This window comes from Kosakonia sp. PSU_27, assembly GCF_039409795.1.
In the GTDB taxonomy this organism is placed as follows: domain Bacteria; phylum Pseudomonadota; class Gammaproteobacteria; order Enterobacterales; family Enterobacteriaceae; genus Kosakonia.
Map to the genome: position 1 here is coordinate 513,081 of NZ_JBCIVK010000005.1, position 26,262 is coordinate 539,342.

Below are 26,262 nucleotides of genomic sequence, written 5' to 3' on the forward strand. Positions count from 1 at the left end.
CCCGCAAAGCGGGCCACTTTCCATTAGCGTTTCTTACGCACTTTCACCGCTTTCAGCACCACGAACTTGTTGTTAGTGGCGAGGGTTTCGCAGTTGCCAAATACGCGTTTTAGCTTGCGGAAATAGTCGAGGTGGCGGTTGCCGACAATGCGCAGTTCGCCGCCATATTTCAGGCAGAAACGCGCATCGTTGAACATCTGCCAGGCAATATGATCGGTAATCGCGCTCTGCTGATGGAATGGCGGGTTACACACGATTGCGTCAAACCTGTCCGGCTCCACGCCGGACAACGAGTTGTTGATCATAAACTCGCTGCGTTCAACGGCTTGTGGCAGGTTCGCTTCCACATTCAGCCGCGCGGAAGCCACCGCCATCGCCGACTCATCGGCGAACAGCACACGGCTGTTCGGGTTTTGCGCCAGCAGTTTTAAACCAATCACACCGTTGCCGCAGCCTAAATCAACCATCTCACCTTCCACGTTTTCGGGAAGATGTTGCAGAAAAAATCGCGCGCCAATATCCAGCCCGCTGCGGGAAAAGACATTGGCATGGTTATGAATAGTCCAGTTCGTGCCGTCCAGCTTCCAGCTGGCGAGCACAGAACTCTCCTCAAGCGCAGGCGCGTTAAACGTGCAGTTGATGAGCCGGGCTTTTTTCCATGCCAGCGTGGTGGTGGTCGGCCCGAGAATTTTTTCAAACAGCGCTAACGTCGAGTTGTGGACATCGCGCGCTTTCGCCCCGGCGATAATCCGCGTGCTCGGCGTGACAACCTCGCGTAGCGCGCGCAGTTGCTGCTCGAGCAGCGCCAGCTGTTTTGGCACTTTAATCAGCACTAACGCCGGGTTTGCAGGCAGCGGGTGCAGGCTGTCTTGCAGCGTGACGGCGGTTTCGTCCAGATCGTTAATGCGCAGGTTATGCTGTGTCGCCAGCTCTGCTATATAGGAGTCGTTGACGGAAACCGGGCGATGCGACGCCAGCGCACAGGCCAGCGCGCCGAAGCTGTCGTTAAAAATCAGAACCGGGCCATCGACCTCATTCACCTGTTGCAGCAGATATTCATCCGCCGCGTCCCACGCCTGTAGCGACGCCTCTTCCACGCCGACAGGGAATCTGTCTAAAGTGAATGATTGTCCGTTTAACTCAACCTGGCTCATCGCCCCTCCGCAATGCTAAAATTCGCGCGTTTTATCGCTTAATTATCCGGAGATGTAAACACATTTCGCCATGAACAAGCTGACCTATCTTCAGGGCTACCCTGAATCCCTGCTGACGCAGGTTACCGCCCTGATTGAACAGAACCGGCTGGGCGAGGTGCTGAAAAAGCGCTATCCGGAAAGCCACGACATCACCACCGATAAAGCGCTTTATCACTATACGCAAGCGCTGAAAAATCAGTATCTGCGTAACGCCGCGCCGGTGAATAAGGTGATGTATGACAGTAAAATCCATGTGTTAAACAATGCACTCGGCTTACATACGGCGGTCTCCCGCGTCCAGGGCGGCAAGTTAAAAGCCAAAGCGGAAATCCGCGTCGCCACGGTGTTTCGCGACGCGCCAGAAGCCTTCTTGCGGATGATCGTGGTTCACGAACTTGCGCATCTGAAAGAGAAAGATCACAACAAAGCGTTCTACCAGCTGTGCTGCTATATGGAGCCGCAGTACCACCAGCTCGAGTTTGATACGCGGTTGTGGCTAACGCATCTGACGCTGGATCGTAACGGGTGAGATTTTCGCCATCACCTTTTGTGCTTGTGCGGGGCAGTGCACTGGTTTTGTCATCTCGTCGTGCTAGAGTGATCGAAGACCCCCCTACGGAGAATTAGCGCCTGTATGATACGTTTCGCTGTCATAGGTACGAACTGGATCACCCGCCAGTTCGTCGATGCCGCCCATGAAACGGGCAAATATAAACTCACCGCCGTTTTTTCCCGCAGCCTTGAACAGGCGCAAACGTTCGCCAACGACTACCCGGTCGAACATCTGTTTACCTCGCTTGAAGATATGGCACAAAGCGATGCGATTGACGCGGTTTATATTGCCAGCCCGAATTCCCTGCATTTCCCACAGACGCAGCTTTTTCTGCGTCACAAAAAGCATGTGATCTGCGAAAAACCGCTGGCCTCCAACCTGCGTGAAGTGGAAGCGGCCATCGCCTGCGCGCGGGAAAATCAGGTGGTGCTGTTTGAAGCGTTCAAAACCGCCAGCCTGCCGAATTTTATTTTGCTGAAACAAACGCTGGCCAAAGCGGGCAAGCTCCGTAAAGCCTTTATCAACTACTGCCAGTATTCGTCGCGCTACCAGCGTTACCTGGACGGAGAAAACCCGAATACCTTTAATCCTGCGTTTTCCAACGGCTCGATTATGGACATTGGCTTCTACTGCCTGGCGTCCGCCGTGGCGCTGTGGGGCGAGCCGCACAGCGTTCAGGCCACCGCCAGCCTGCTGGAAAGCGGCGTGGATGCCCACGGCGTGGTGGTGATGGATTACGGTGATTTCAGCGTCACGCTGCAACACTCGAAAGTGAGTGATTCCGTGCTGCCGAGCGAAATTCAGGGCGAGGCCGGATCGCTGGTGATCGAGAAAATCTCCGAATGCCAGAAAGTCTCGTTCGTGCCGCGCGGCGGCAAAGCGCAGGAACTGACACAGCCGCAGCACATCAATACCATGCTATATGAAGCGGAAACCTTTGCCCGCCTGGTGGAAGAGAACGAAGTCAACCACCCTGGGCTGGACGTAAGCCGGGTCACGGCAAAACTGCTGACCGAAATTCGCCGCCAGATCGGCGTCGTTTTCCCGGCGGATGACATCGGCGAACAGCTGCCGGCGTAAAGGTTCGTAAAGCATAGATGGCTTCACATTGACGGAATCAATATGCTGACATATTTTGTTACCTGCAAAGGGGAGTAACTTCATTGCCGGTGGATCGCCATTACGATGCGTATATGCATCCGGTCGCCGGGCGTCTTCACAGACGTAAGTGAGACCTTGCCGGAAGGCGAGGATCCATTGCACCTAAAGCAAACGGCTAACCTCTTCCGACGTTAGCCGTTTTTGTTTTTAGGTAAGGATTCACACAATGAATACTGTCGGTACACCGATGTTATGGGGCGGCTTCGCGATTGTGGTCGTGATTATGCTGGCCGTCGACCTTCTGCTTCAGGGGCGTCGCGGCGTCCATACGATGACCATGAAGCAGGCGGCCGCCTGGTCTGTGGTTTGGGTCAGCCTCTCCCTGCTGTTCAACGCCGCCTTCTGGTGGTATCTCACGCAAACCGAAGGACGCGCTGTTGCCGACACGCAGGCGCTGGCGTTCCTCACCGGTTATCTGATTGAAAAAGCGCTGGCGGTCGATAACGTCTTCGTCTGGCTGATGCTGTTTAGCTACTTCTCCGTGCCTGCCGCGTTGCAGCGCCGGGTGCTGGTTTACGGCGTGCTCGGCGCGATTGTGCTGCGCACGATTATGATTTTCGCTGGCAGCTGGCTTATCACCCAGTTCTCGTGGCTGTTGTATGTTTTTGGCGCGTTCCTGCTGTTTACCGGCGTGAAAATGGCGCTGGCGAAAGAGGATGAAACCGGCATCGGCGACAAGCCGCTGGTGCGCTGGCTGCGCAGCCATTTACGCATGACCGATACCATCGAAAATGAGCACTTTTTCGTGCGCAAAAATGGCCTGCTGTTCGCGACGCCATTATTGCTGGTGCTGATTCTGGTCGAATTGAGCGATGTGATTTTTGCGGTCGACAGTATCCCGGCTATTTTTGCCGTGACCACCGATCCGTTTATCGTGCTGACCTCAAACCTGTTTGCGATTCTGGGCCTGCGTGCGATGTACTTCCTGCTGGCGGGCGTGGCGGAGCGCTTCTCAATGCTCAAATATGGTTTGTCGGTCATTCTGGTGTTTATCGGCATCAAGATGCTGATTGTCGATTTCTTCCATATTCCGATCGCCGTCTCGCTTGGCGTGGTAGGCGGCATCCTCGTGCTGACCATGCTGCTCAACGCGTGGGTTAACCACCAGCACGACAAGAAAAACAGTGCGTAAGCAGTAAATGACCGCTCTGCCAGTGCGCAGAGCGGCCATTTCATCAGCCTTGTCGCCTTTATCACAAAACGTTAACACAAAAAATCAAAAAGCCGCGCCTGGCTGGAAAAGTTACTCTTCTCCCCTTTCTTGTTGCCGCAGAGTCCATATACTCCTTTCTGCAAGCAAATGTTACATCCTGACAAATGTCACCCAAAAAGGCATGCGGGATGCAACTCCACAACACGAAAGGAACATGGCATGACAACGCACCGCTCCACCGGGTTACTGCAACGCTTGATTGATGGCAGCCTGGTGAAACAGATTCTTATTGGTTTAATTCTGGGTATTTTACTGGCGTGGATTTCGACGCCCGCCGCTATTGCGACCGGCATTCTGGGTACGCTGTTCGTCAGCGCGTTAAAAGCGGTGGCACCAGTACTGGTGCTGATGCTGGTGATGGCCTCCATCGCTGGTCATCAACAAGGGCAAAAGACGCGTCTGCGTCCGGTGCTGGTGCTGTATCTGTTAGGCACGTTCACTGCCGCGCTGACCGCCGTGCTGGCCAGCTTTCTCTTCCCTTCGACGCTCCAGCTTGTGCCGGGCGCCAATGATGTCACGCCGCCATCCGGCATTGTGGAAGTGCTGCGCGGTTTACTGACCAGCATGATCGCCAATCCGGTGACGGCAATCATGAACGCGAACTACATCGGCATTCTGGTGTGGGCTGTCGGGCTGGGCTTTGCGTTGCGCCACAGCAATGAGAGCACCAAAAATCTGGTGCAGGATATGGCAGGCGCCGTCACCTTTATGGTGCGGATCGTTATCCGCTTCGCGCCGATCGGCATTTTCGGCCTTGTCTCTTCTACCCTTGCGACATCCGGTTTTGGCGCGCTGTTAGGTTACGCGCAACTGCTGGTGGTGCTGGTGGGCTGCATGGCGTTTGTCGCGCTGGTGGTTAACCCGCTGCTGGTGTACTGGAAAATCCGCCGCAACCCGTTCCCGCTGGTCTTTACCTGCCTGCGTGAAAGCGGCGTCACCGCCTTTTTCACCCGCAGCTCAGCGGCGAATATTCCCGTGAACATGGCGCTGTGTGAGAAGCTGAATCTTGACCGCGATACCTATTCGGTTTCTATCCCGCTGGGTGCCACCATTAACATGGCGGGCGCGGCAATCACCATTACCGTGCTGGCACTGGCGGCAGTGCATACGCTGGGCATTACGGTTGATGTGCCAACGGCGCTGCTGCTGAGCGTGGTGGCATCGCTCTGTGCTTGTGGCGCGTCTGGCGTGGCGGGCGGTTCCCTGCTGCTGATCCCGCTGGCCTGTAATATGTTTGGTATTTCCAACGATGTGGCCATGCAGGTGGTGGCAGTCGGCTTTATTATTGGCGTCTTGCAGGATTCCTGCGAAACGGCGCTTAACTCCTCCACCGATGTGCTGTTTACCGCAGCGGTGTGCCAGGCGGAAGATGAGCGCCTGGTGAATAACGCCCTGCGTAACTGATCTTTTTGGCTGCCTTCACCGGGCAGCTGGTTTCTCTTGCCGCGCGGTTTCGACTTTAAACGGGTCGATACCGCGTTTTTGCATGCGCCAGAAGCGAATAATGTTCAGGCCATTCATCACTAAAAAGCTGCCTTCGATCAGCGAACCGCCAATCGATCCGAGCCAGATGTTGTGGATCACCCAGCAGCCGGTTGAGCACCAAATCACGCAGCGCATCGGCAAGCCTTTAAAACGAAACAGCGCCCAGGTGCTGACGATCGTCCCGGCAACCGGTAACAACTCCATGGGATGGTGAAATTTCGCCAGCCCTAACCCGCCGGTAAGCACAATAAACAGTGCCATGGCCCACAGGCTACGGGTACGCAGAGTAATCAGGGTGCGGATGGCGTTAAGCATGGCGCTGGAGCCCGCCGGGAACGCGCCCATCAGAAAGAAATGTACGCCGATAATGGCGCTATAGACTGAGAGTTGCTTTTTGAAGCGCCGTTCATCACGGTTGATAAACGTGGTAATACCAATCAGAAAAGCAATCACACCAACGCCCTGGGCAAGCCAATACGTGGTCATGGAAATTCCTTGTAGGATTTTGGGGAAGGCGACACATCACTGAAAGCCTGCGAGCAGGCCTGACCCAAAAATTTCGCGCCAGGGCAAGGCGGCAAGCTCACAAATCCCCGGGAGCTTACACAAGTAAGTGACCGGGGTGAATGAGCGCAGCCAACACAGTCATGGCGCGAAAGATAAAGCTAAATTAAAGCGTTACGCCGCTTTTGAAGATAGCCAGTTCGCGGAAATCGTTTTTCTCGTTACAGGTCTTTTTGCCGTTGGCGATATCGACGATCACATCCACGAACTCGCTCAGCAGTTGCGGCATCGCTTTGCCGTGAATCAGCTGACCGGCATCGAAGTCGATCCAGTGTTTCTTCTTCGCCGCCAGTTCGCTGTTGGTAGCAATTTTCACCGTCGGAACAAAACCGCCGTATGGCGTACCGCGACCGGTACTGAACAGCACCATATGGCAGCCTGCCCCGGCCAGCGCGCTGGTAGCAACCGCATCGTTACCCGGTGCGCTCAGCAGGTTCAGACCGTGGGTTTTCAGACGCTCACCGTAACGCAGCACGTCCACCACCTGGCTGGCACCCGCTTTTTGCGTGCAGCCCAGTGATTTCTCTTCCAGTGTAGTGATACCGCCCGCTTTATTACCCGGCGATGGGTTTTCGTAAATCGGCTGATTATGCGCGATAAAGTATTGTTTGAAGTCGTTGACCATGGTGACGGTCTTCTCGAAGGTACTTTCGTCGCGGCAGTGGCTCATCAGGATACGTTCCGCACCGAACATCTCCGGTACTTCGGTTAACACGGTAGTGCCACCGTTGCCGATTACGTAGTCCGAGAAACGGCCCAGCATTGGATTGGCGGTGATGCCAGAAAGGCCATCAGAACCGCCGCACTCAAGGCCGAATTTCAGCTCGCTCAGTTTGCCCGGTTCACGCTTGTCGTTGCGCATCGCCTGATAAAGCTCATGCAAATGCTCAAGACCGGCTTCCACTTCGTCATCCTGGTGTTGGCAGACCATAAAGTGGACGCGTTCCGGATCGAATTCACCGAGCGTCTGACGGAAGGCGTCGACCTGGTTGTTTTCACAGCCCAGACCAATCACCAGCACCGCACCCGCGTTCGGGTGACGCACCATATTTTGCAACATAGTGCGGGTGTTAATGTGGTCGTCACCCAGTTGGGAACAACCGTAGGTGTGGCTGAACAGGTAAACGCCGTCGATATCTTCGGCGTCCTGCGTCTCTTTCAGGAAACGGCTCTGGATCTGACGGGCAATGCCGTTCACACAGCCGACCGTCGGCAGGATCCACAACTCGTTGCGGATCCCGACTTCGCCGTTAGCGCGGCGGTAGATCTGAATGTCACGATCCGCCGCCTGTGCGCCTTCCTCCTGAAAATCAGGTTGATAGCTATACTCGTCCACATCGCTCAGATTGGTACGGGCATTATGGGAATGGATGTATTCGCCCGACGCGATATCTGCTGTCGCATGACCAATTGGCAGACCATACTTGACAACATTTTCACCTTTGGCGATGGGTTGCAGGGCAAACTTATGCCCGCGAACCACCGCCTGGCGCAGCCGAACGGTTTGGTTGTCGATAACGACTTCCGCGCCTTCAGCGAGATCCGCCAGTGCTACCGCAACGTTATCCAGTGAATGGATCTTGATGTATTGCATATCAACCTCAAACGGCCTTAGTTCAGTTCAATCGCGAAGTAATCACGCGCATTGTTAAAGCAGATGTTTTTCACCATTTCGCCCAGCAGCTGGATATCCGCCGGGGCTTCGCCCGCTTCGACCCAGCGGCCAATCATCTGGCACAGGATGCGACGGAAATATTCGTGGCGGGTGTAAGAGAGGAAACTGCGGCTGTCGGTCAGCATGCCGACAAAGCGGCTCAGCAGACCCAGTTGCGCCAGCTGCGTCATCTGACGTTCCATGCCATCTTTCTGGTCGTTAAACCACCAGCCGGAACCGAACTGCATTTTGCCTGGCATACCTTCGCCCTGGAAGTTGCCGATCATGGTGCCGAGCACTTCGTTATCGCGCGGGTTCAGGCAGTACAGAATGGTTTTCGGCAGCAGGTTCTCTTCATTCTGCTTGCTCAGCAGTCTGGAGAGCTCTTCCGCCAGCGGACGGTCGTTGATGGAGTCGAAACCGACGTCTGGCCCCAGCAGTTTGAACTGACGCAGGTTGTTATTACGCAGCGCGCCAATGTGGTACTGCTGCACCCAACCGCGACGGGCGTATTCCGCACCCAGCCAGACCAGCACCGCCGTTTTGAACTGTGCGACTTCTTTTTCGCCGAGCGTCTCACCCGCCAGGCGACGCGCCAGGATGCTATCCAGTTCGGCTTCGCTGGCTTCAGCGAAGAGCACCACGTCCAGCGCATGGTCAGAAACTTTACAGCCATGCGCCGCGAAGTGATCCAGGCGTTTGCTCAGCGCCGTCTGCAGATCGGCAAAACGACGAATGTCGGTATCAGAGACTTCGCCCAGCTTCGCCATGTAATCGTTGAAAGTGGCTTGTTCAATGTTGAACGCTTTGTCCGGGCGCCAGCTCGGCAGCACTTTGATATGGAAGGTGCCATCTTTGGCGATCGAAGCGTGGTGTTCCAGCGAGTCAATCGGATCGTCGGTGGTACCCACCATTTTCACGTTCATCTGCTGCATGATGCCGCGCGCGGAGAACTTATCCTGCGCCAGCAGTTCATTACCCCGATTCCAGATTTCGTCGGCGGTAGATGGCGACAACACCTTACCTGTAATACCAAATGGACGACGCAGTTCCAGATGCGTCCAGTGGTATAACGGGTTACCAATGGTGTGCGGCACGGTTGCGGCCCAGGCGTCAAACTTCTCACGATCGGAGGCGTCACCGGTACACAGGCGCTCAGGTACGCCGTTGGTACGCATGGCGCGCCATTTGTAGTGATCACCTTTTAACCAGATGTCATACAGGTTTTTAAAGCGGTAGTTGTCAGCGATCTGTTGCGGCGGCAAGTGGCAATGGTAGTCAAAAATCGGCTGGTCTTTTGCGTAGTCGTGGTACAGACGGCGAGCAAATTCGGTATCTAACAGAAAATCTTCGGTCATAAACGGGGTCATTATCGTCTTCCTCTAAACGAGTGCGTCTGATGCTTACCTTTAATGCTGACAAAGTTATCACACCAATTTCTATAGACCGAAGATATTTTCGTGAGTTGGATCAATAAAAGCAGACAAAAACTGACAATCCAGGCGCCTGAATATCCCGCTAACCCGCGCCGTTTCTGGCTTATCCCGGCAAAGTTAAAGACCACACAAAGAAAAACACTTTTGTGATGTCACTCACCTTTTCAAGTTGTATGACAAGTTATCTTTCCTGCCGTCGAACACATAAGCCGACGGAATGCATTCCCGATAAAAAGTTAATCGGATTTTTTGGGTACGGATACCGACTTAAACACGCTTACTTATGGCAAGGTTTGGGCCGTACCGGGAGTTCTCCCGGGTACGTCCTCCCCGTTTCATCCTCCGGACGCGATCGAAGGATGGCCGCGCAGGCGGTAATAACATAACGATGAGGTTTACATGCGTAAAATCAAAGGATTACGTTGGTACATGATAGCACTGGTGACGGTCGGCACCGTGCTGGGCTACCTGACACGTAACACCGTAGCGGCTGCCGCTCCAACCTTGATGGAAGAGCTGCACATTTCTACTCAGCAATACTCTTACATCATTGCGGCTTATTCCGCGGCTTATACTGTTATGCAGCCTGTTGCAGGCTACGTACTGGACGTTCTGGGCACCAAAATTGGTTATGCCTTCTTTGCGATTACCTGGGCGGTATTCTGCGGCGCGACTGCGCTGGCAGGCAGCTGGGGTGGTCTGGCACTGGCGCGTGGCGCGGTGGGTGCCGCTGAAGCAGCGATGATCCCGGCAGGTCTGAAAGCGGCGTCCGAATGGTTCCCGGCGAAAGAACGTTCTATCGCGGTGGGTTACTTCAACGTCGGTTCTTCTATTGGTGCGATGATTGCGCCGCCGCTGGTAGTGTGGGCAATCGTGATGCACAGCTGGGAAATGGCCTTCATCATCTCTGGTGTGCTGAGCTTTGCCTGGGCGATGGCCTGGCTGGTTTTCTATAAACACCCGCGCGATCAGAAAAAACTGAGCGAAGAAGAACGCGAGTACATCATTGGCGGTCAGGAAGCACAACACCAGACCAACAACGGCAAAAAAATGTCCGTCTGGCAGATTCTGGGCACCCGTCAGTTCTGGGGCATCGCGCTGCCGCGTTTCCTGGCAGAACCAGCCTGGGGTACGTTTAACGCCTGGATCCCGCTGTTCATGTTCAAGGTTTACGGTTTTAACCTGAAAGAAATCGCCATGTTCGCCTGGATGCCGATGCTGTTCGCTGACCTGGGTTGCATCGTCGGTGGTTACCTGCCGCCGCTGTTCCAGCGTGTCTTCGGTGTGAACCTGATTGTTTCCCGTAAAATGGTAGTGACCATGGGTGCGGTACTGATGATTGGCCCTGGCATGATCGGCCTGTTCACCAGCCCGTATGTGGCAATCGGCCTGCTGTGTATTGGTGGTTTTGCTCACCAGTCTCTGTCCGGTGCGCTGATTACACTCTCTTCTGACGTATTCGGTCGTAACGAAGTGGCAACCGCGAACGGTCTGACCGGTATGGCGGCGTGGACAGCAAGTACCCTGTTTGCCCTGGTAGTTGGTGCGCTGGCGGATACCATCGGCTTTAGCCCGCTGTTCGCTGTGCTGGCTCTGTTCGACCTGATGGGTGCCGTGGTTATCTGGACGGTGCTGAAAAACAAATCAGCCGAAGAGGTGGTGAAAGAGCATTCGCTTGGTGGCCCGGCAGCACAAAGTTAAACCTCAATTTTGATACTTAAAAAAGCCGCCTGGTGCGGCTTTTTTACTATCTGCGATGGTGAGAAAGCAGTAAAAGTGGTATAACAAATCTATTATTACCCTTCTTTTTCCTGGAGCTCACATATGGAAATCTCCGAGTCACGACGTTTGTACCAGCAGCTTGCCGCGGAGCTTAAAAGCCGTATTGAGCAAGGCGTCTATCTGGTGGGAGACAAACTGCCCGCCGAGCGCTTTATCGCCGATGAGAAAAGCGTCAGCCGGACCGTGGTTCGTGAAGCCATTATCATGCTTGAAGTAGAAGGGTATGTTGAAGTTCGCAAAGGCTCCGGCATTCATGTGATCTCCAACGTGGCACGCCACACCCAGGCGCCGGATGAAAACCTTGAGTTCGCCAATTACGGCCCGTTTGAGCTGCTGCAGGCTCGTCAGCTTATCGAAAGTAATATTGCTGAATTCGCCGCCACCCAGGTGACGAAACAGGACATTATGAAGCTGATGGAAATTCAGGATAACGCGCGTAAAGAGAAGTGTTTCCGCGATTCTGAGTGGGATTTGCAGTTCCATGTGCAGGTTGCGCTGGCCACACAAAACACGGCGCTGGCGGCCATCGTCGAGAAAATGTGGACACAGCGTGTTCATAACCCATACTGGAAAAAACTTCACGATCACATCGACTTACGCACCGTGGATAACTGGTGTGATGATCATGACCAGATCCTGCGCGCGCTGATTCGCAAAGACCCGCACGCGGCGAAACTGGCGATGTGGCAACATCTGGAAAACACCAAACAGATGCTGTTTAACGAAACCAGCGATGATTTCGAGTTCAACGCCGATCGCTATTTGTTTGCGGAAAACCCGGTGGTGCATCTCGATACCGCCGCAACCGGCAGCAAATAAAAAATGTCCTGTAAGGCGCACACTTACGCTGCGCCTGCCCGGTTTTAAGGTAAGTAAACCGTCTAGAGTGTCAGCCTTTGTAAATAGCCTCGCCTCCCCCTGCCGCGACAAGCAAAATCATCACCGAAACTCATTTTTCTGACTGACTCATAACGTCGGCATTTGTTACAATTGGATGCATTTGTCATCATATAAGTTAGTGCTTGCTCACAACGTCTGTTACCTGAATATGCCGTATCGAGTGTGCCACGAGCGACCATAATGTATTAAAGATAATCGCCGTGCTGTTCTGGGCGTGACGTAAACCGATGTACCAGGAATACTGAATGGAACTTTTAAGCCAATTACTCCATGCCCTCTGGAGCCAGGATTTCGCGACACTCTCGCAGCCCGGTATGATCGGCATGCTTTATTTTGTTTTATTTGTCATTTTATTTCTTGAAAACGGCCTGCTTCCGGCAGCGTTTCTTCCTGGCGATAGCCTGCTGGTACTGATTGGCGTACTGATTGCAAAAGGCGCGCTTGGATACCCACAAACCATTTTATTACTGACAGTGGCGGCAAGCCTGGGGTGCTGGCTCAGTTACATTCAGGGACGCTGGCTGGGTAATACGCGCATCGTGCAAAACTGGTTATCGCATCTTCCCGCACATTATCACCAGCGCGCGCACCATCTTTTCCACAAACATGGCCTTTCTGCCCTGTTGATTGGTCGTTTTATTGCATTTGTTCGCACCCTGTTACCAACTATTGCCGGACTTTCTGGTCTGAGTAATGCCCGCTTCCAGTTTTTCAACTGGATGAGCGGCCTGCTGTGGGTGCTGATACTGACCACGCTGGGTTATCTGCTGGGCAAGACGCCGGTGTTTCGTAAATACGAAGATGCGCTGATGTCCTGCCTGATGTTGCTTCCGGTAGTATTGCTGGTGATTGGCCTTGCCGGCTCACTGGTGGTGCTGTGGAAGAAAAAATACCGCAATCGGGGTTAAGACCATGGAATTGCAACGTCCCTTTTTACGCTGGTTACTGATGGGTGTCGCGGCGATGACCGTTTTCAGCGTGATGTTTTTCGCCTGGACGACGCTGCAAAACCGTGAATCAACGCTGGCGATTCGCCCGCTCACGCAAAATGTCAGCGTGCCGGATGGTTTCTCTGTCTGGCACCATCTGGATGCCAACGGCATTCATTTTAAAAGTATTACGCCGCAGGACGACACGCTGTTAATTAAATTCGAATCCAGTGAGCAGAGCGCGGCGGCGAAAATCGTGCTCGATCGCACCTTACCTCATGGTTACATCATTGCCGCTCAGGACGATGATAACAGCCAAACTTCCGCGTGGCTGACCCGCCTGCGCAACAGCACACATCGATTCGGTTAACCTTTCCAGGATTCTGAATCTTTTCACTCACTTTGGTGTTTGGCCGTTTACTTACTATGCTTGAGTACACGGAACCAGAGTTCGCTTTATGTCACTGGACGCTGGCGTAACCATCGTTTCGCTGGCCAACAATGGAAGGTTCTCGATTATGAAAAACCGCATCGCACTGGCGCTGGCCCTTTTTTCGCTGAGCGCATTTTCCCAGGCGGCTTCGCCCTGTCAGGAAAAGGAACATGAGATCCAGCGTGAAATCAGCTATGCCGAAAAGCATAACAATCAGAGCCGAATTAACGGCCTGAACAAGGCGCTGCGAGAAGTACGAGCCAATTGCTCTGACAGCAAGCTGCGCGCCGCCCATCAGAAAAAAATCGCTGAGATGAAAGAAGAAGTAGCCGGGCGCCGCCACGATCTAAATGAGGCAAAGCAAAAAGGCGATGCGGAGAAAATAAGCAAACGCGAGCACAAGCTGAAAGAGGCGCAGGCCGAACTGAAAGCCCTGGAAGCGCGTGACTACTGATTTAATGGAAATAACCACTCACTCACCTGGAGAGAATTATGTCGAAAGATAATGCTGACAATTTGCGCGCAGAGTTGAAATCCCTGGCGGATACGCTGGAAGAAGTGCTGAGCAATTCCAGTGATAAGTCGAAAGAAGAGCTGAGTAAATTACGCACCAAAGCGGAACAGGCGCTGCGCGACAGCCGTCACCGTTTGGGCGAAACCGGCGATGCGCTCGCCCGCCAAACCCGTGAAGCGGCGGCGCGTACCGATGAGTATGTGCGTGACAACCCGTGGGCCAGCGTAGGTATCGGCGCCGCCGTCGGTGTGGTGCTGGGCGTACTGCTGTCGCGTCGCTAAGATGACGGATTTGCGAAACGCGCAAGGGCCGGGCAAAAGCGTACTGGGGATTGGTCAACGCATTGTGACCATTCTTGTTGAAATGGTTGAGACCCGCCTGCGGCTGGCGGTTGTCGAGCTGGAAGAAGAGAAAGCGAACTTATTCCAGCTGCTGCTTATGGTAGGGCTAACCATGCTTTTCGCCGCATTTGGCCTGATGAGTCTGATGGTGCTGATTATCTGGGCCATCGATCCGCAATATCGCCTCAACGCGATGATTGCAACCACCGTCGTGTTGCTGGTGCTGGCGTTGATAGGCGGCATCTGGACATTGCGTAAAGCGCGGGCCTCGACGCTGCTGCGTCATACTCGCCAGGAGCTGGCAAACGACCGTGCCTTGCTGGAGGAGGATAAGTGAGCGGCAAAGCGGAACGTCTGAAGCGCAAAGCACGTTTGCTCAGTGAGATCCAACAACAACGCCTGGATCTCACCACCGGCCGCCGTGAGTGGCTGGAGGCCACAGGAGCCTACGATCGAGGCTGGAATACGCTGCTCAGCTTGCGCTCCTGGGCTCTGGTGGGCAGCAGCGCGATGGCGATATGGTCCGTGCGCCACCCCAATATGCTTGTGCGCTGGGCTAAACGCGGTTTAGGCGCATGGAGCTTATGGCGGCTGGTCAAGTCAACGCTCAACGCAACGCACTGAAACACAATCACAGCACGGCTTACGCGGGCGATGGTTATCCATCGCCCGTTTGCTTTGGTGCTTGCTCAGTTTTTTTGAAAAAATTCGACAGTTTTCCTTGCTAACAATCTTTTCCCGTCACGATTACTATCCTCTCCATCGACAGCAAGCACGCGGCACACGCCCGTAATTGCAGACCTTTTACTGAAAGCCGCTATTGTGGTTCCCTGGAGAGAAAGATGAAAAAATTAGAAGATGTTGGTTTCCTGGTTGCTCGTATCCTGATGCCGATTCTGTTTATTACGGCAGGCTGGGGCAAAATCACCGGTTATGCAGGCACTCAGCAATATATGGAAGCGATGGGCGTGCCGGGGTTCTTCCTGCCACTGACCATTCTTCTTGAGTTTGGCGGCGGTCTGGCGATCCTGTTCGGCTTCCTGACCCGTACCACAGCGCTGTTCACCGCAGGTTTTACGCTGCTGACCGCATTCATCTTCCACAGCAACTTTGCAGAAGGCGTGAACTCGCTGATGTTCATGAAAAACCTGACCATCGCTGGCGGTTACCTGCTGCTGGGTATTACTGGTCCGGGCGCCATCAGTATCGACCGCGTCCTGAATAAAAAATGGTAAGCGCTCTATACTGAGTGAAGAGATCAAAGCGAGGAGACCACTCCTCGCTTTTGCTATTCAGAAGGAGGAGACAAAATGGGACAACTGATTGACGGCGTCTGGCACGACAACTGGTATGACACCAAATCCACCGGCGGACGTTTCCAGCGCTCGGTATCCGCATTTCGCAACTGGCTTACCGCAGATGGCGCACCAGGTCCTTCTGGCGAAGGTGGCTTTGCCGCCGAGAAAGACCGCTACCACTTATATGTTTCACTCGCCTGCCCGTGGGCGCATCGCACGCTGATCCTGCGTAAACTCAAAGGCCTTGAGCCGTTTATCTCTGTTTCCGTGGTCAACCCGTTGATGCTGGAGAACGGCTGGACATTTGACGATGACTTTCCGGCGGCAACTGGCGACACGCTGTATCAACACGAATTCCTTTATCAGCTCTACCTGCACGCCGACCCGCACTACACCGGGCGCGTCACGGTGCCTGTGCTGTGGGATAAAAAGAATCACACGATTGTCAGCAATGAATCGGCGGAAATCATCCGCATGTTCAATACCGCTTTTGACGGTCTGGGCGCAAAAGCGGGCGATTACTACCCGCCAGAATTACGCGACCAGATCGATGAATTGAATGGCTGGATCTACGACAACGTGAATAACGGTGTCTATAAAGCCGGTTTCGCCACCAGCCAGCAGGCGTATGACGAAGCGGTGGTCAATGTTTTCAATGCGCTGGAACGCCTTGAGCAGATCCTCGGACAGCATCGTTACCTGACCGGTGACCGGCTTACGGAAGCGGATATCCGCCTGTGGACAACGCTGGTGCGTTTCGATCCGGTCTATGTCACTCACTTCAAATGCGATAAGCACCGCATCAGCGACTATCTGAATCTGCACGGCTTTCTGCGCGACATTTATCAGATGCCGGGCGTTGCGGAAACGGTCGATTTCGCCCATATCCGCAACCACTATTACCGCAGCCACAAAACCATTAACCCGACCGGAATTATCTCTATCGGGCCGTGGCAGGATCTGGATGAGCCACACGGACGCGACCTGCGTTTCTCCTGATCTTCCGGGCGCGTTTCATCGCGCCCAAATTATTTCTCGCCGGGTTTTCGCTTTGTATTTTTGCCGTCTATTCTTACAGGGATCGTTGAGAAAACAACGGATTGACCGTTGATCGAGGTGGGAAATGGACTGGTATTTTAGGGTACTGAGCAACTACGCGACATTTCATGGACGCGCGCACCGCCGCGAATTCTGGATGTTCACACTGGTCAACCTTATCCTCTTTGGCGTGCTGTATGTGGTCGACAGGATCATCGGCTGGCACCTGTTAAGCCAGATTTACGCCCTGCTGGTGCTGGTGCCAAACCTGGCGGTTCAGGTACGCCGCCTGCATGATACCAACCGGAGCTGGCGCTGGCTGTTGCTGCTGCTGTTTCCGGTGATTGGCTGGTTGATGCTGCTGGCGTTTTACAGCCAGCGCGGCACGCCGGTAGAAAACCCCTTTGGCCCCGTACCGAAAGCGTTCCCCTGAATGGCATTGCTCCACCAATGTGGAGCAATGACTTATTTACCGGCAAACAGCTTGGGAATTTCCCGCAGACACCAGGCTTTCGCTTCGCCCATACTGTCGCGACGCCAGGCCATAATAATATCTACCTGGCTGGTATATTCCGGGCTCACAACACGTAAGCGACCTTCGGCGATATCCTGTTCCACCAGTGGATAAGGCATCGTCGCCACGCCCAGGCCGGACAGCAGCGCCTGGCGTTTATCCTCGATGGTACTCACCGTCAGCCTTGGCTGCTTATCCAAAAGCTGTACCGTCAGCACCGGACGCTCGCGGGCGGTATCGGCAACGGCCACACCGCGGTATTTGACGCGCGTCACTTCCGAGAGCGGTTCCGCTTCCTGGTGGATCGGATGATCCGGCGCAGCAACGTAGACGTTCATCACCGAGTAGAGCTTGCGTGAGTTGATTTCCGACGAGGAGCGAAAATGCATATCCGGAGCGACGACAATATCGGCACGCCCCTGCTCCAGCCGCTCCCACGCCCCGGCCAGCACTTCAGTAATGATCGATAACTGCGTATTGGCTTTTGCCGCCAGCCGGTCGACCAGCGGAAACAGCTCGACCGTCGGCACCAGCGCTTCAGTGACCAGCGTCAGATGCGTTTCCCAGCCGCGCGCCAGCGCTTCTGCGTCGGTTGTCAGTTTATCGGCGGCTTCCAGCAATACGCGACCGCGCTCCAGCAGCATTCGCCCGACATTGGTGAATTTTGTTCGGTGCCCGGAGCGGTCAAACAGCACGACATCCAGCTCTTCTTCAAGTTTTTGCATGGTATAGCTGAGCGCAGAAGGCACGCGTCCCAACTCATCCGCCGCCGCGGCAAAGCTTCCACGCCGGTCAATCGCATCCATCACGCGTAACGCTTCGAGCGTCAGCGCCCTTTCTTTGGCCATGAGTGTTCTCATTCAGGAAATTTGAACATACCGGGCAGAATATCTGGCTAACAATGCAGCGTCCATACCTTTAACATTGTTTTAAGTAAAGAGAGGTCGACAATTATGATTACTACCCGTACTGCGAAACAATGCGGACAAGCTGACTTCGGCTGGCTTCAGGCCCGCTACACTTTTTCTTTTGGACATTACTTCGACCCGAAATTACTGGGCTATGCCTCCCTGCGTGTGTTGAACCAGGAAGTGCTCGCCCCTGGCGCATCGTTCCAGCCACGCACCTACCCGAAAGTGGATATTTTAAATCTGATTCTGGAAGGCGAAGCGGAGTATCGCGACAGCGAGGGCAACCATGTCCAGGCGAAAGCCGGTGAAGCGTTGTTAATTGCCACCCAGCCCGGCATCAGCTACAGCGAACATAACCTGAGCAAAGACAAATCGTTAACGCGCATGCAGTTATGGCTGGATGCCTGCCCCGAGCGTGAAAACCCGCCGGTGCAAAAAATGACCATTGCCGATGTGGCGCAGCAACTGCTGGCTTCCCCCGATGGCAGCCAGGGAAGTTTGCAGCTCCGCCAGCAAGTGTGGCTGCATCATATCGAGCTTGCCAAAGGCGAAGAGTTACAGATTCAACTGCATGGCCCGCGCGCCTATTTGCAATCGATTCACGGTACGGTACACGCCGTGACACATTGCGAAGCAAAAGAAGCGCTCACCTGTGGTGACGGTGCGTTTATTCGTGACGAGGCTAACATAACCCTGGTTGCGGATACGCCGTTGCGCGCTTTGCTGATAGATTTACCCGTGTGATAGTTGCGTTACGTAAGTGAGTAAATGAAATGAGCAGCACAATGAATTTTATGACAGACCCTACACAGCAAACCCCACTCCCCGCCCTGGCTGGATTCGGTTATGAAGAGATGCTGACAGAGCTGGAAGCAATCGTCGCAGAAGCCGTTGTCCGACTGGCGGAAGAAGAAGCCACCGCCTGACCCATAAGCCCCGGCGCATCAGACCGGGGCAAATCTCTACTGAACCCTATTGTCGTTCTTCGCGAACTTAGCACGCCCGGTTTCGTGCCTGAAATTGCCCCGGCGTGCTGCCAAAGCGCAGCTTAAATGCGGCGATAAAAGCACTGACATTATCGTACCCGCAGCGTTCTGCCGTCTCACTTACCGACACCCCGCGCAGCAAATGCGCCATCGATGCCAGGACTTTTGCCTGCTGCCGCCACTGGCTAAAACTCAGCCCGGTTTGTTCGCTGAACAAGCGGCTTAATGTTCTGACGCTCAAGCCAAAGAGCTTAGCCAGTTGCGCCTGATTTGCCGCATGGTGTGGCTCCGACAACAGCAGTTCAGCCACCCGTTTCGCCCGACGATCCTGCGGCAGGGTTAACTGCAACGGGGCGCCTGGTGCTACGCGAATCTCATCCATCATCACCGCCAGAAGCGATGCCTGGCGAGACGGGTCGCACTGCGTTATGCGTTCCATCAACAACATCATAAACGGATCGGCAGGCCACACTCCCGCGAAAGCGGGGGCATCATCATGGTTGAGTTGCAGGCTATGTCCTTCTACCTCGCCCACGCTCCAGGCGCAGTGGCGCATCTGTGCAGGAAACCAGCCGACAGTGGCGGGCGTTAGCGCCCATTGCGCCTGCTCCGTTTTCACAATCATCATCCCCCGCTGAATGCAAAACAGCTGCCCGCTGGCATGCTGGTGCCACGCGGTGGTGTGCTTGTTTTGATGCGTGAGTCGCTGCTTTTGTACGATCAACATGGCTGATAAACCGTATTTGATGTCCTGATACGGTTAATATACCAACGCGGTGTAGCGATATCCTCTCCAACAGGCTCAAATGAGGATAACTATGATGGACATCACCCAACATATCACCCTGGCTTTACAACGCGTTGTTTGCCACCCTGACCATAACGAAGCGGAAATTCGCCAATTCTTCTCGCCGGATTATCAACAAGTTGTCGACGGGCAGTCGCTTGATTTCACGGGATTTGTCGCACATATGGCGAAGCTCAAACATCTGACGCACGCCATTGACGTGACGGTGGTCGCCATTGCCGGGCAAAACAATGACGTATTGACGCACCATCTTGTGGCGGTGAGTAAGAAAGATGGCTCTCAGGCGCACATTGACGTGTTTGCGCATTTCACGCTGGAGAACGGGCTAATCACCCGCTGCGAGGAGTTAACCCGGCTGGTGCGTGGCACGGCGCAAGACCGTTCACTGGGCAGCGTTAGATAATTGCGTCTTGTTGCGCTCGGTCACTTCCTGCACGAAACGGCGCAGGATCTCCGCCGCGCCCGGTGCGGGCAGCACGCTGGCGACTAAGCTGTCGGCATCGGTGCCCTCTTTTTCGATATGCGCACGGTTCAAACGCAGCAGATCGGTCGCGATTTCCGGAGTCATTTCCGGGTGGAACTGCACCGAAATGGCCCGTGGCCCGTAGCGAACGATCTGATGATTATCATGGGCGGAAGAGGCCAGCACCGATGCGCCTTCAGGCAGCCGCGTTACCGTTTGCCGGTGCGTCAGGTGCGCAGGGAAACTTTCAGACAGGTGGCTGAGTAGCGGATCGTTGTGCGCCGAGGCGTTCAAATAAACGGTTTTTGTCCCCGCTTCACGGCCCTGCGGATGGTATTCAACATTCCCGCCCAGGGCCCAGGACATCAGTTGATGACCATAGCAAACGCCAAAGAGCGGCATCTCAACCGCAATGGCTTCGCGGATCCATTCTGCGGTCTTCTCGCTCCACGGCAGCCTGTCGGAAACCATCGCCCATGAACCGGTAATGATCGCTGCCCGGCGCGCATCCGGGGCTGGCAGCGTTTCGCCTTCAAAAACGCGAACCACGTCCACCTCTTCAGGAGCACACCCGATAGCCCGGCAAAACCAATGCGCAACATCCCCGTGGGCGTCACGTAAAGGCTTCGGGGCATCCCCCATCTGAATAATGATCAATGATTTTTGTTCCATGACGGCAGCGACTCCCGCGATGCTAGTTTCAAAACCGTTTAAGAACATGTTAGCGCTTTTCGACAGCCTTCCGACGGGATATTTATTTATAAGGTTAGAAGTGCCGGTGCTTAACGGTACGGCGCGCGCAACAGCAAAAAGCCTGCAAACTACCTCTATCAAAAAAGCAACCCCCCACCGAAGCGGGATCTTACCTGCACAGTCGAAACTGACCAGTCAGCCGCGTTCTTTCATCGAAAGCGGAGTGGACAGTCATTCAGCTTTAGCCGCCAGAAAGCAAAAATCCCGCCGAAGCGGGTTCTTACCTGAACAGTCGACACTGACCGGTAAGCCGCGTTCTTTCATCGAAAGCGGAGTGGACAGTCATTCCGCTTTAGCCGCCAGAAAGCAAAAATCCCGCCGAAGCGGGTTCTTATCTGAACAGTCGAAACTGACCAGTCAGCCGCGTTCTTTCATCGAAAACGGAGCGGACAGTCATTCAGCTTTAGCCGCCAGAAAGCAAAAACCCCGCCGAAGCGGGGTTTTATCAATAGTCGAAACTGGCCGGTAAGCCGCGTTCTTCCATAGAAAACGAAGTGGACAGCCATTCAGCTTTAGCCGCCAGAAAGCAAAAACCCCGCCGAAGCGGGGTTTTATTAATAGTCGAAACTGACCGATAAGCCGGGTTCTGTCGTGGACAGTCATTCATCTAGGCCAGCAATCGCTCACTGGCTCAAGCAGCCTACCCGGGTTCAGTACGGGCCGTACCTTGTGAACCCCTATTTGGCCTTGCTCCGGGTGGAGTTTACCGTGCCGCGAACTGTTGCCAGACGCGCGGTGCGCTCTTACCGCACCCTTTCACCCTTACCTGATCCCACTTGCGTGGGCCATCGGCGGTTTGCTCTCTGTTGCACTGGTCGTAGGCTTGCGCCTCCCAGGCGTTACCTGGCACCCTGCCCTATGGAGCCCGGACTTTCCTCCCCTCCGCCCGTCTCCCCCGAAGAGGACGACGACGAAGCGGCGACTGTCTGGTCAGCTTCGGCGCGCAGTATAGAGGGTTTGCTTGCGCCTGTCACCCTTCCGTCAACATTCCCACTTGCAAGGTGGCGGCAATATTGCGCGATGCGCGATAAATATTGTCAAACGCGCCACGAAACGCCTCTTCCAGCGTACCGATGCTGGTCAGCACGCTAAATACAGCGTCAATGCCGTACTGGTGAACCACGCCCACGTCGCTGGTCAAACTCCCGGCGATACCGATCACCGGCTTGTGGTATTTTTTGGCGACATGCGCCACGCCCACCGGCACTTTGCCGTGGATACTCTGGCTGTCGATGCGCCCTTCGCCGGTCACTACCAGTGTGCAATCGTGAATATGCTCTTCAAGATTGAGCGCCTGCGTCACGATCTCAATGCCGCTGCGCAATTCCGCGCCGAGAAAAGCCATCAATGCCGCGCCCATCCCGCCTGCTGCGCCGGAGCCCGGCACGTTTTTCACATCAACGCGCAGCGATTTTTTAATAACATCGGCGAAATGACTCAGGTTGCGATCCAGCTCGACAATCAACGCTTCCGTCGCCCCTTTTTGCGGGCCAAAAATGCGTGATGCGCCCTGCTCGCCGATCAAAGGGTTAGTGACATCGCAGGCGACACGCAGCGTACAGTGCTGCAAACGCGGATCGAGCCCGGAAATATCAATGCCGTTCAGGCTTATCAGGCTACCGCCGCCGTAGCCGATTTCCGTCCCGTTAGCATCGGTCAGTTTCGCGCCCAGCGCCTGCACCATACCCGCGCCGCCGTCGTTAGTTGCGCTACCGCCAATGCCGATAATAATAGTGGTCGCCCCCTGTTCCAGCGCGTGCAAAATAAGTTCCCCGGTGCCGCGCGAAGTGGTAATCAAAGGGTTACGTAATTCAGGTGGAACCAGCGCCAGCCCGCTCGCCGCCGCCATTTCAATAAACGCGGTTTTTCCGTCGCCCGACATCCCCCAGCAGGCTTCAACATGTTTACCCAGCGGTCCAGTGACGCGCGCGGTATGCACTGTGCCATTCGTGGCGGCAATCATGGCTTCAACCGTACCTTCGCCACCATCCGCAACCGGAACGGAAACATATTGAGCATCCGGGAAAATCTCCCGAAATCCTTTTTCTATCGCCTGCGCTACTTCAGTAGCTGAAAGGCTTTCTTTGTAAGAGTCTGGGGCGATTACGATTTTCATAGTTGTGAGCCTGATAGTGCTGCGCACTTCACCCTTCAGGCCAACAACGGCCTGAAGAGGTGGATAAATAAGGAGTCAAGGGCGCAGCGCCGCGCCCTTTTGATTAACGAGTCACTTCGATCTTCGCCAGTTTCTCGTAATAGCATGCCAGCGCGCTGTGGTCGGCATTGCCCAGACCGTCTGCACGCAGCGCCTGCATCATCTCCATCACTGCGGCTGTCAGCGGCAACTGCGCGCCAACGCCGTGCGAAGTATCCAGCGCGTTGGAGAGATCTTTGATATGCAGATCAATACGGAAGCCCGGTTTGAAGTTGCGATCCATCACCATCGGCGCTTTCGCGTCCAGCACGGTGCTGCCCGCCAGCCCGCCACGAATCGCCTGGTAGACCAGATCCGGGTTAACGCCCGCTTTAGTCGCCAGCGTCAGCGCTTCAGACATCGCGGCAATATTCAACGCCACGATCACCTGGTTCGCCAGTTTGGTCACGTTGCCCGCGCCGATATCACCGGTGTGCACCACAGAACCCGCCATCGCTTTCAGCAGATCGTAATATTTGTCGAAAATCGCTTTGTCCCCGCCCACCATCACCGACAGCGTGCCGTCGATGGCTTTCGGCTCGCCGCCGCTGACCGGCGCGTCCAGCATGTCAATGCCTTTCGCTTTCAGCGCCTCGCTGATTTCACGGCTGGCCAGCGGTGCGATGGAGCTCATGTCGATAAGCACAGTACCAGGCTTCGCGCCTTCGATGATGCCGCCTTCGCCCAGCGCCACTTCTTTTACGTGCGGGGAGTTCGGCAGCATGGTGATAATCACATCGCACTGCTCAGCAACGGCTTTCGCGCTGGTTACGGCTTCAGCGCCTGCGGCAATCACTTCAGCCACGGCGTCCTGGTTACGATCCACGACCACCAGTGAGTAACCGGCTTTAATGAGGTTTTTACTCATTGGTTTACCCATGATACCCAGGCCAATGAAACCAACTTTCATCGTCATAATTGCGTCTCTCTCTTTAATGGTGGTTTGATTATTTCTTAAAGGTGTCGGCCAGCTTCTGCGTGGCTGAGCGGAACACGCCAAGGTCGCTGCCAACGGCCACCACGGTCGCGCCCCATTCGAGGTAGCGGCGTGCGTCGGCTTCAACCGGCGCCAGAATGCCGCTCGGTTTGTTGTGCGCTTTGGCGCGCGCAAAAATGTGTTGAATGGTGCGCTGTACTTCCGGGTGCGCGGCATTGCCGATGTAACCCAGCGTGGCGGCCAGATCGCTCGGGCCAACAAACACGCCGTCTACGCCGTCGGTTGCCAGAATGGCATCGAGGTTATCCACCCCCGCCTGGCTTTCGATCTGCACCAGAATCGTGATATTGGCGTTGGACTGGCGGAAGTAATCCGGCACGGTGCCGAACATATTGGCGCGGTGCGAAACAGAGACACCGCGAATGCCTTCCGGCGGATAGCGGGTCGCTGCCACGGCGTTTACCGCTTCTTCTTCGGTTTCGACAAACGGGATCAGGAAGTTATAGAAACCGATATCCAGCAGGCGTTTGATAATCACCGGATCGTTGGTCGGAACCCGCACCACCGGCGCGCTAACGCTGCCCTTTAATGCCATTAATTGCGGTACAAAAGTGAGCACGTCGTTTGGGGCGTGTTCGCCGTCCAGTAACAGCCAGTCAAAACCCGCCAGGCCCAGAACTTCAGTGCTGATATGACTACCCAGCGCAGACCAACAACCGATTTGAATCTGTTGCGCCGCCAGCGCGGCCTTGAATTTGTTGGGGAAGATATCGTTATTCATCTTTTGTACCTTAATGAGTTGTTGCTTATTTCTTCAGTTCCATACGTTTGATGTCGCCAACCACGAACAGGTAGCAGACCATCATCATCAGCGCTGAACAGCCTACGAACACCAACGCACCGTTGAAAGAATGCAACTCTTTAACCATGTATCCGATAACCAGCGGCGTCACGATAGAGGCCACATTACCGAACACGTTGAAGACGCCACCGCACAGACCGACAATCTCTTTCGGCGCGACATCAGAAATAACCGGCCAGCCCAGCGCGCCAAAGCCTTTACCAAAGAATGCGAGCGCCATCAGGGCAATAACCAGTGCGGTGTTATCGGTGTAGTTACACAGAATGATGCTTGAAGCCAGTAACATCCCGACCACGATAGGGAATTTACGTGCCACGGTCAGCGAGGAACCGCGCTTAATCAGGTAATCAGAGAAAAATCCGCCGAGCACGCCACCGGCAAAACCGCACAGCGCCGGAATGGAGGCAACAAACCCGACTTTGAGAATCGACATGCCTTTTTCCTGCACCAGATAAATCGGGAACCAGGTCAGGAAGAACCAGGTAATGGTATTAAGGAAGTACTGACCAAAAAACACGCCAAGCATCATACGGTTGCACAGCAGTTGCTTGATGTAATCCATTTTAGGACCGGCGTTTTTACTGTCGTCCGTTTTTTTGTGGTCCATATCCACGACCGCGCCATTCTGCGCGATGTACTCCAGCTCTTCGCGGGACATACGAGGGTGGTCAGTTGGGTTGTGGACAAATTTCACCCAGGCGAAGGTCAGCACAAAACCGATCGCGCCCATCACGGTAAACACATGCTCCCAGCCCCAGGCGAAAGTCAGCCAGCCCAGCAGCGGTGAGAACAGCGCCAGAGAGAAATACTGCGCAGAGTTAAAAATCGCAGAAGCTGTACCGCGCTCTTTTGCCGGGAACCAGGCCGCAACGATGCGGGCGTTCGCCGGAAATGATGGCGCTTCTGAGAAGCCGAGCATAAAACGCATGAAAAACATCGAAATCCCGGCCCAGGCGATCGGGAAAACATCAACAAAACCCTGCAAGAAAGTGAAGAGCGACCAGAAAAACAGACTCCAGGTGTAAACCTTTTTCGAACCGAAGCGGTCAAGCAACCAACCGCCAGGGATTTGCATCAGCAGGTAAGCCCAACCGAATGCAGAAAAAATGTAGCCCATTGAGACAGAATCAAGTTGCAGCTCTTTCGCAACCTCTGTCCCGGCAATGGACAGCGTAGCGCGGTCTGCATAGTTAACAGCAGTAACAATAAATATAATCAGCAAAATTAAATAACGGGTTGGTAAGCCCCGTTTTGTTTCAACGGCATGTTCAACAGTCATTTTAATTTCCTTGGGCACCGCCAAATTTAAAATATAATTATTGTGATGTTTCTTATCT

Annotated in this window: 29 protein-coding genes, 1 other RNA gene and 1 pseudogene; 19 read left to right on the forward strand and 12 right to left on the reverse strand. The window is 54.6% G+C overall.

Annotation, left to right across the window (positions count from 1 at the left end; genetic code table 11):
- Positions 1 to 23: 23 nt before the first annotated feature.
- The gene (gene rlmG / locus AAIG26_RS15425; protein ID WP_343180909.1) at positions 24 to 1,154 is read right to left on the reverse strand and encodes a 23S rRNA (guanine(1835)-N(2))-methyltransferase RlmG; all 1,131 of its coding nucleotides are present in this window, start codon (positions 1,152 to 1,154) and stop codon (positions 24 to 26) included.
- A gap of 70 nt (positions 1,155 to 1,224) precedes the next feature.
- Here rlmG and AAIG26_RS15430 point away from each other — a divergent pair, with 70 nt between their 5' ends.
- The 4 genes from AAIG26_RS15430 (at position 1,225) to sstT (ending at position 5,527) form a co-directional block, all read left to right on the forward strand.
- Positions 1,225 to 1,725: a M48 family metallopeptidase gene (locus tag AAIG26_RS15430; protein WP_160268581.1), complete on the forward strand. Its 501-nt coding sequence runs from the start codon at positions 1,225 to 1,227 to the stop codon at positions 1,723 to 1,725.
- Between the two features lie 105 nt (positions 1,726 to 1,830).
- Positions 1,831 to 2,829: a Gfo/Idh/MocA family oxidoreductase gene (locus AAIG26_RS15435; protein ID WP_020455371.1), complete on the forward strand. Its 999-nt coding sequence runs from the start codon at positions 1,831 to 1,833 to the stop codon at positions 2,827 to 2,829.
- 247 nt (positions 2,830 to 3,076) lie between these two features.
- A complete protein-coding gene (locus tag AAIG26_RS15440) occupies positions 3,077 to 4,042 on the forward strand; it encodes a TerC family protein (protein WP_343180910.1) in 966 nt (321 codons plus the stop codon).
- 240 nt (positions 4,043 to 4,282) lie between these two features.
- On the forward strand, positions 4,283 to 5,527 hold the full coding sequence (gene sstT / locus AAIG26_RS15445) for a serine/threonine transporter SstT (protein ID WP_160268577.1): 1,245 nt from the start codon (positions 4,283 to 4,285) through the stop codon (positions 5,525 to 5,527).
- Between the two features lie 15 nt (positions 5,528 to 5,542).
- On the opposite strand, the gene AAIG26_RS15450 is transcribed toward sstT, so the two are convergent.
- The 3 genes from AAIG26_RS15450 to uxaC all read right to left on the reverse strand — a co-directional run bounded on the left by AAIG26_RS15450 (position 5,543) and on the right by uxaC (position 9,196).
- Complete coding sequence (locus AAIG26_RS15450; RefSeq protein WP_343180911.1) at positions 5,543 to 6,094, reverse strand: YgjV family protein; 552 nt, start codon at positions 6,092 to 6,094, stop codon at positions 5,543 to 5,545.
- Positions 6,095 to 6,278: 184 nt separating this feature from the next.
- Positions 6,279 to 7,766, reverse strand: a complete 1,488-nt coding sequence (locus AAIG26_RS15455; RefSeq protein ID WP_020455375.1) for an altronate dehydratase family protein — start codon at positions 7,764 to 7,766, stop codon at positions 6,279 to 6,281.
- Positions 7,767 to 7,783: 17 nt separating this feature from the next.
- A complete protein-coding gene (gene uxaC / locus AAIG26_RS15460; RefSeq protein WP_020455376.1) occupies positions 7,784 to 9,196 on the reverse strand; it encodes a glucuronate isomerase in 1,413 nt (470 codons plus the stop codon).
- Positions 9,197 to 9,661: 465 nt separating this feature from the next.
- Here uxaC and AAIG26_RS15465 point away from each other — a divergent pair, with 465 nt between their 5' ends.
- The 11 genes from AAIG26_RS15465 to AAIG26_RS15515 all read left to right on the forward strand — a co-directional run bounded on the left by AAIG26_RS15465 (position 9,662) and on the right by AAIG26_RS15515 (position 16,930).
- Positions 9,662 to 10,963 (forward strand): MFS transporter, encoded by a 1,302-nt coding sequence (locus AAIG26_RS15465; RefSeq protein WP_020455377.1) that lies wholly within the window; start codon positions 9,662 to 9,664, stop codon positions 10,961 to 10,963.
- A 123-nt stretch (positions 10,964 to 11,086) separates the two neighbouring features.
- Positions 11,087 to 11,863, forward strand: coding sequence for a transcriptional regulator ExuR (gene exuR / locus AAIG26_RS15470; RefSeq protein WP_020455378.1), 777 nt, complete (start codon positions 11,087 to 11,089; stop codon positions 11,861 to 11,863).
- 326 nt (positions 11,864 to 12,189) lie between these two features.
- Entirely contained in the window at positions 12,190 to 12,852 is a 663-nt protein-coding gene (gene yqjA, locus AAIG26_RS15475) for a DedA family general envelope maintenance protein YqjA (protein WP_017457404.1), read from the forward strand.
- Between the two features lie 4 nt (positions 12,853 to 12,856).
- Entirely contained in the window at positions 12,857 to 13,243 is a 387-nt protein-coding gene (gene mzrA / locus AAIG26_RS15480; RefSeq protein ID WP_020455379.1) for an EnvZ/OmpR regulon moderator MzrA, read from the forward strand.
- Positions 13,244 to 13,391: 148 nt separating this feature from the next.
- A complete protein-coding gene (locus tag AAIG26_RS15485) occupies positions 13,392 to 13,760 on the forward strand; it encodes a DUF1090 domain-containing protein (RefSeq protein ID WP_044489740.1) in 369 nt (122 codons plus the stop codon).
- A gap of 38 nt (positions 13,761 to 13,798) precedes the next feature.
- Complete coding sequence (locus AAIG26_RS15490) at positions 13,799 to 14,101, forward strand: YqjD family protein (protein ID WP_020455381.1); 303 nt, start codon at positions 13,799 to 13,801, stop codon at positions 14,099 to 14,101.
- Position 14,102: 1 nt separating this feature from the next.
- Positions 14,103 to 14,498 carry a phage holin family protein gene (locus tag AAIG26_RS15495; RefSeq protein WP_017457400.1) on the forward strand — a complete coding sequence of 132 codons (396 nt, stop codon included), beginning with the start codon at positions 14,103 to 14,105 and terminating at the stop codon, positions 14,496 to 14,498.
- On the forward strand, positions 14,495 to 14,785 hold the full coding sequence (locus tag AAIG26_RS15500) for a YqjK-like family protein (protein ID WP_343180912.1): 291 nt from the start codon (positions 14,495 to 14,497) through the stop codon (positions 14,783 to 14,785). Before AAIG26_RS15495 ends, AAIG26_RS15500 begins: the two co-directional genes overlap by 4 nt.
- Before the next feature lie 218 nt (positions 14,786 to 15,003).
- A complete protein-coding gene (locus AAIG26_RS15505; RefSeq protein ID WP_020455382.1) occupies positions 15,004 to 15,396 on the forward strand; it encodes a DoxX family protein in 393 nt (130 codons plus the stop codon).
- A gap of 75 nt (positions 15,397 to 15,471) precedes the next feature.
- Positions 15,472 to 16,458 (forward strand): glutathione S-transferase family protein, encoded by a 987-nt coding sequence (locus AAIG26_RS15510; RefSeq protein ID WP_045513181.1) that lies wholly within the window; start codon positions 15,472 to 15,474, stop codon positions 16,456 to 16,458.
- 124 nt (positions 16,459 to 16,582) lie between these two features.
- Positions 16,583 to 16,930 carry a DUF805 domain-containing protein gene (locus tag AAIG26_RS15515; RefSeq protein WP_045513183.1) on the forward strand — a complete coding sequence of 116 codons (348 nt, stop codon included), beginning with the start codon at positions 16,583 to 16,585 and terminating at the stop codon, positions 16,928 to 16,930.
- Between the two features lie 32 nt (positions 16,931 to 16,962).
- On the opposite strand, the gene AAIG26_RS15520 is transcribed toward AAIG26_RS15515, so the two are convergent.
- Positions 16,963 to 17,859, reverse strand: coding sequence for a LysR family transcriptional regulator (locus tag AAIG26_RS15520; protein WP_020455385.1), 897 nt, complete (start codon positions 17,857 to 17,859; stop codon positions 16,963 to 16,965).
- Between the two features lie 105 nt (positions 17,860 to 17,964).
- Here AAIG26_RS15520 and AAIG26_RS15525 point away from each other — a divergent pair, with 105 nt between their 5' ends.
- Both AAIG26_RS15525 and yhaL read left to right on the forward strand, forming a co-directional pair.
- A complete protein-coding gene (locus AAIG26_RS15525; RefSeq protein WP_020455386.1) occupies positions 17,965 to 18,666 on the forward strand; it encodes a pirin family protein in 702 nt (233 codons plus the stop codon).
- 95 nt (positions 18,667 to 18,761) lie between these two features.
- A pseudogene (yhaL, locus tag AAIG26_RS15530) lies at positions 18,762 to 18,848 on the forward strand (protein YhaL); the annotation flags it as partial.
- Positions 18,849 to 18,915: 67 nt separating this feature from the next.
- Here yhaL and AAIG26_RS15535 read toward each other — a convergent pair.
- Positions 18,916 to 19,635, reverse strand: coding sequence for an AraC family transcriptional regulator (locus AAIG26_RS15535; RefSeq protein WP_343180913.1), 720 nt, complete (start codon positions 19,633 to 19,635; stop codon positions 18,916 to 18,918).
- Positions 19,636 to 19,726: 91 nt separating this feature from the next.
- Here AAIG26_RS15535 and AAIG26_RS15540 point away from each other — a divergent pair, with 91 nt between their 5' ends.
- Positions 19,727 to 20,119, forward strand: coding sequence for a nuclear transport factor 2 family protein (locus AAIG26_RS15540; RefSeq protein ID WP_343180914.1), 393 nt, complete (start codon positions 19,727 to 19,729; stop codon positions 20,117 to 20,119).
- Here the strand turns inward: AAIG26_RS15540 and AAIG26_RS15545 are convergent.
- Positions 20,099 to 20,851 (reverse strand): glutamine amidotransferase, encoded by a 753-nt coding sequence (locus tag AAIG26_RS15545; protein WP_343180915.1) that lies wholly within the window; start codon positions 20,849 to 20,851, stop codon positions 20,099 to 20,101. The genes AAIG26_RS15540 and AAIG26_RS15545 overlap by 21 nt on opposite strands.
- Here AAIG26_RS15545 and AAIG26_RS15550 point away from each other — a divergent pair.
- Positions 20,850 to 21,401 (forward strand): hypothetical protein, encoded by a 552-nt coding sequence (locus AAIG26_RS15550; protein WP_343180916.1) that lies wholly within the window; start codon positions 20,850 to 20,852, stop codon positions 21,399 to 21,401. The two genes, AAIG26_RS15545 and AAIG26_RS15550, sit on opposite strands and share 2 nt — an antisense overlap.
- 90 nt (positions 21,402 to 21,491) lie before the next feature.
- Here AAIG26_RS15550 and rnpB read toward each other — a convergent pair.
- The 5 genes from rnpB to AAIG26_RS15575 all read right to left on the reverse strand — a co-directional run bounded on the left by rnpB (position 21,492) and on the right by AAIG26_RS15575 (position 26,204).
- An RNA gene (gene rnpB / locus AAIG26_RS15555) (RNase P RNA component class A) lies at positions 21,492 to 21,870 on the reverse strand.
- 32 nt (positions 21,871 to 21,902) lie between these two features.
- Complete coding sequence (gene garK, locus AAIG26_RS15560; RefSeq protein WP_020455392.1) at positions 21,903 to 23,048, reverse strand: glycerate 2-kinase; 1,146 nt, start codon at positions 23,046 to 23,048, stop codon at positions 21,903 to 21,905.
- 103 nt (positions 23,049 to 23,151) lie between these two features.
- Positions 23,152 to 24,042 carry a 2-hydroxy-3-oxopropionate reductase gene (garR, locus tag AAIG26_RS15565; RefSeq protein WP_020455393.1) on the reverse strand — a complete coding sequence of 297 codons (891 nt, stop codon included), beginning with the start codon at positions 24,040 to 24,042 and terminating at the stop codon, positions 23,152 to 23,154.
- Positions 24,043 to 24,073: 31 nt separating this feature from the next.
- The gene (gene garL, locus AAIG26_RS15570; RefSeq protein ID WP_020455394.1) at positions 24,074 to 24,844 is read right to left on the reverse strand and encodes a 2-dehydro-3-deoxyglucarate aldolase; all 771 of its coding nucleotides are present in this window, start codon (positions 24,842 to 24,844) and stop codon (positions 24,074 to 24,076) included.
- Positions 24,845 to 24,869: 25 nt separating this feature from the next.
- Complete coding sequence (locus AAIG26_RS15575) at positions 24,870 to 26,204, reverse strand: MFS transporter (RefSeq protein ID WP_020455395.1); 1,335 nt, start codon at positions 26,202 to 26,204, stop codon at positions 24,870 to 24,872.
- Positions 26,205 to 26,262 lie beyond the last annotated feature (58 nt).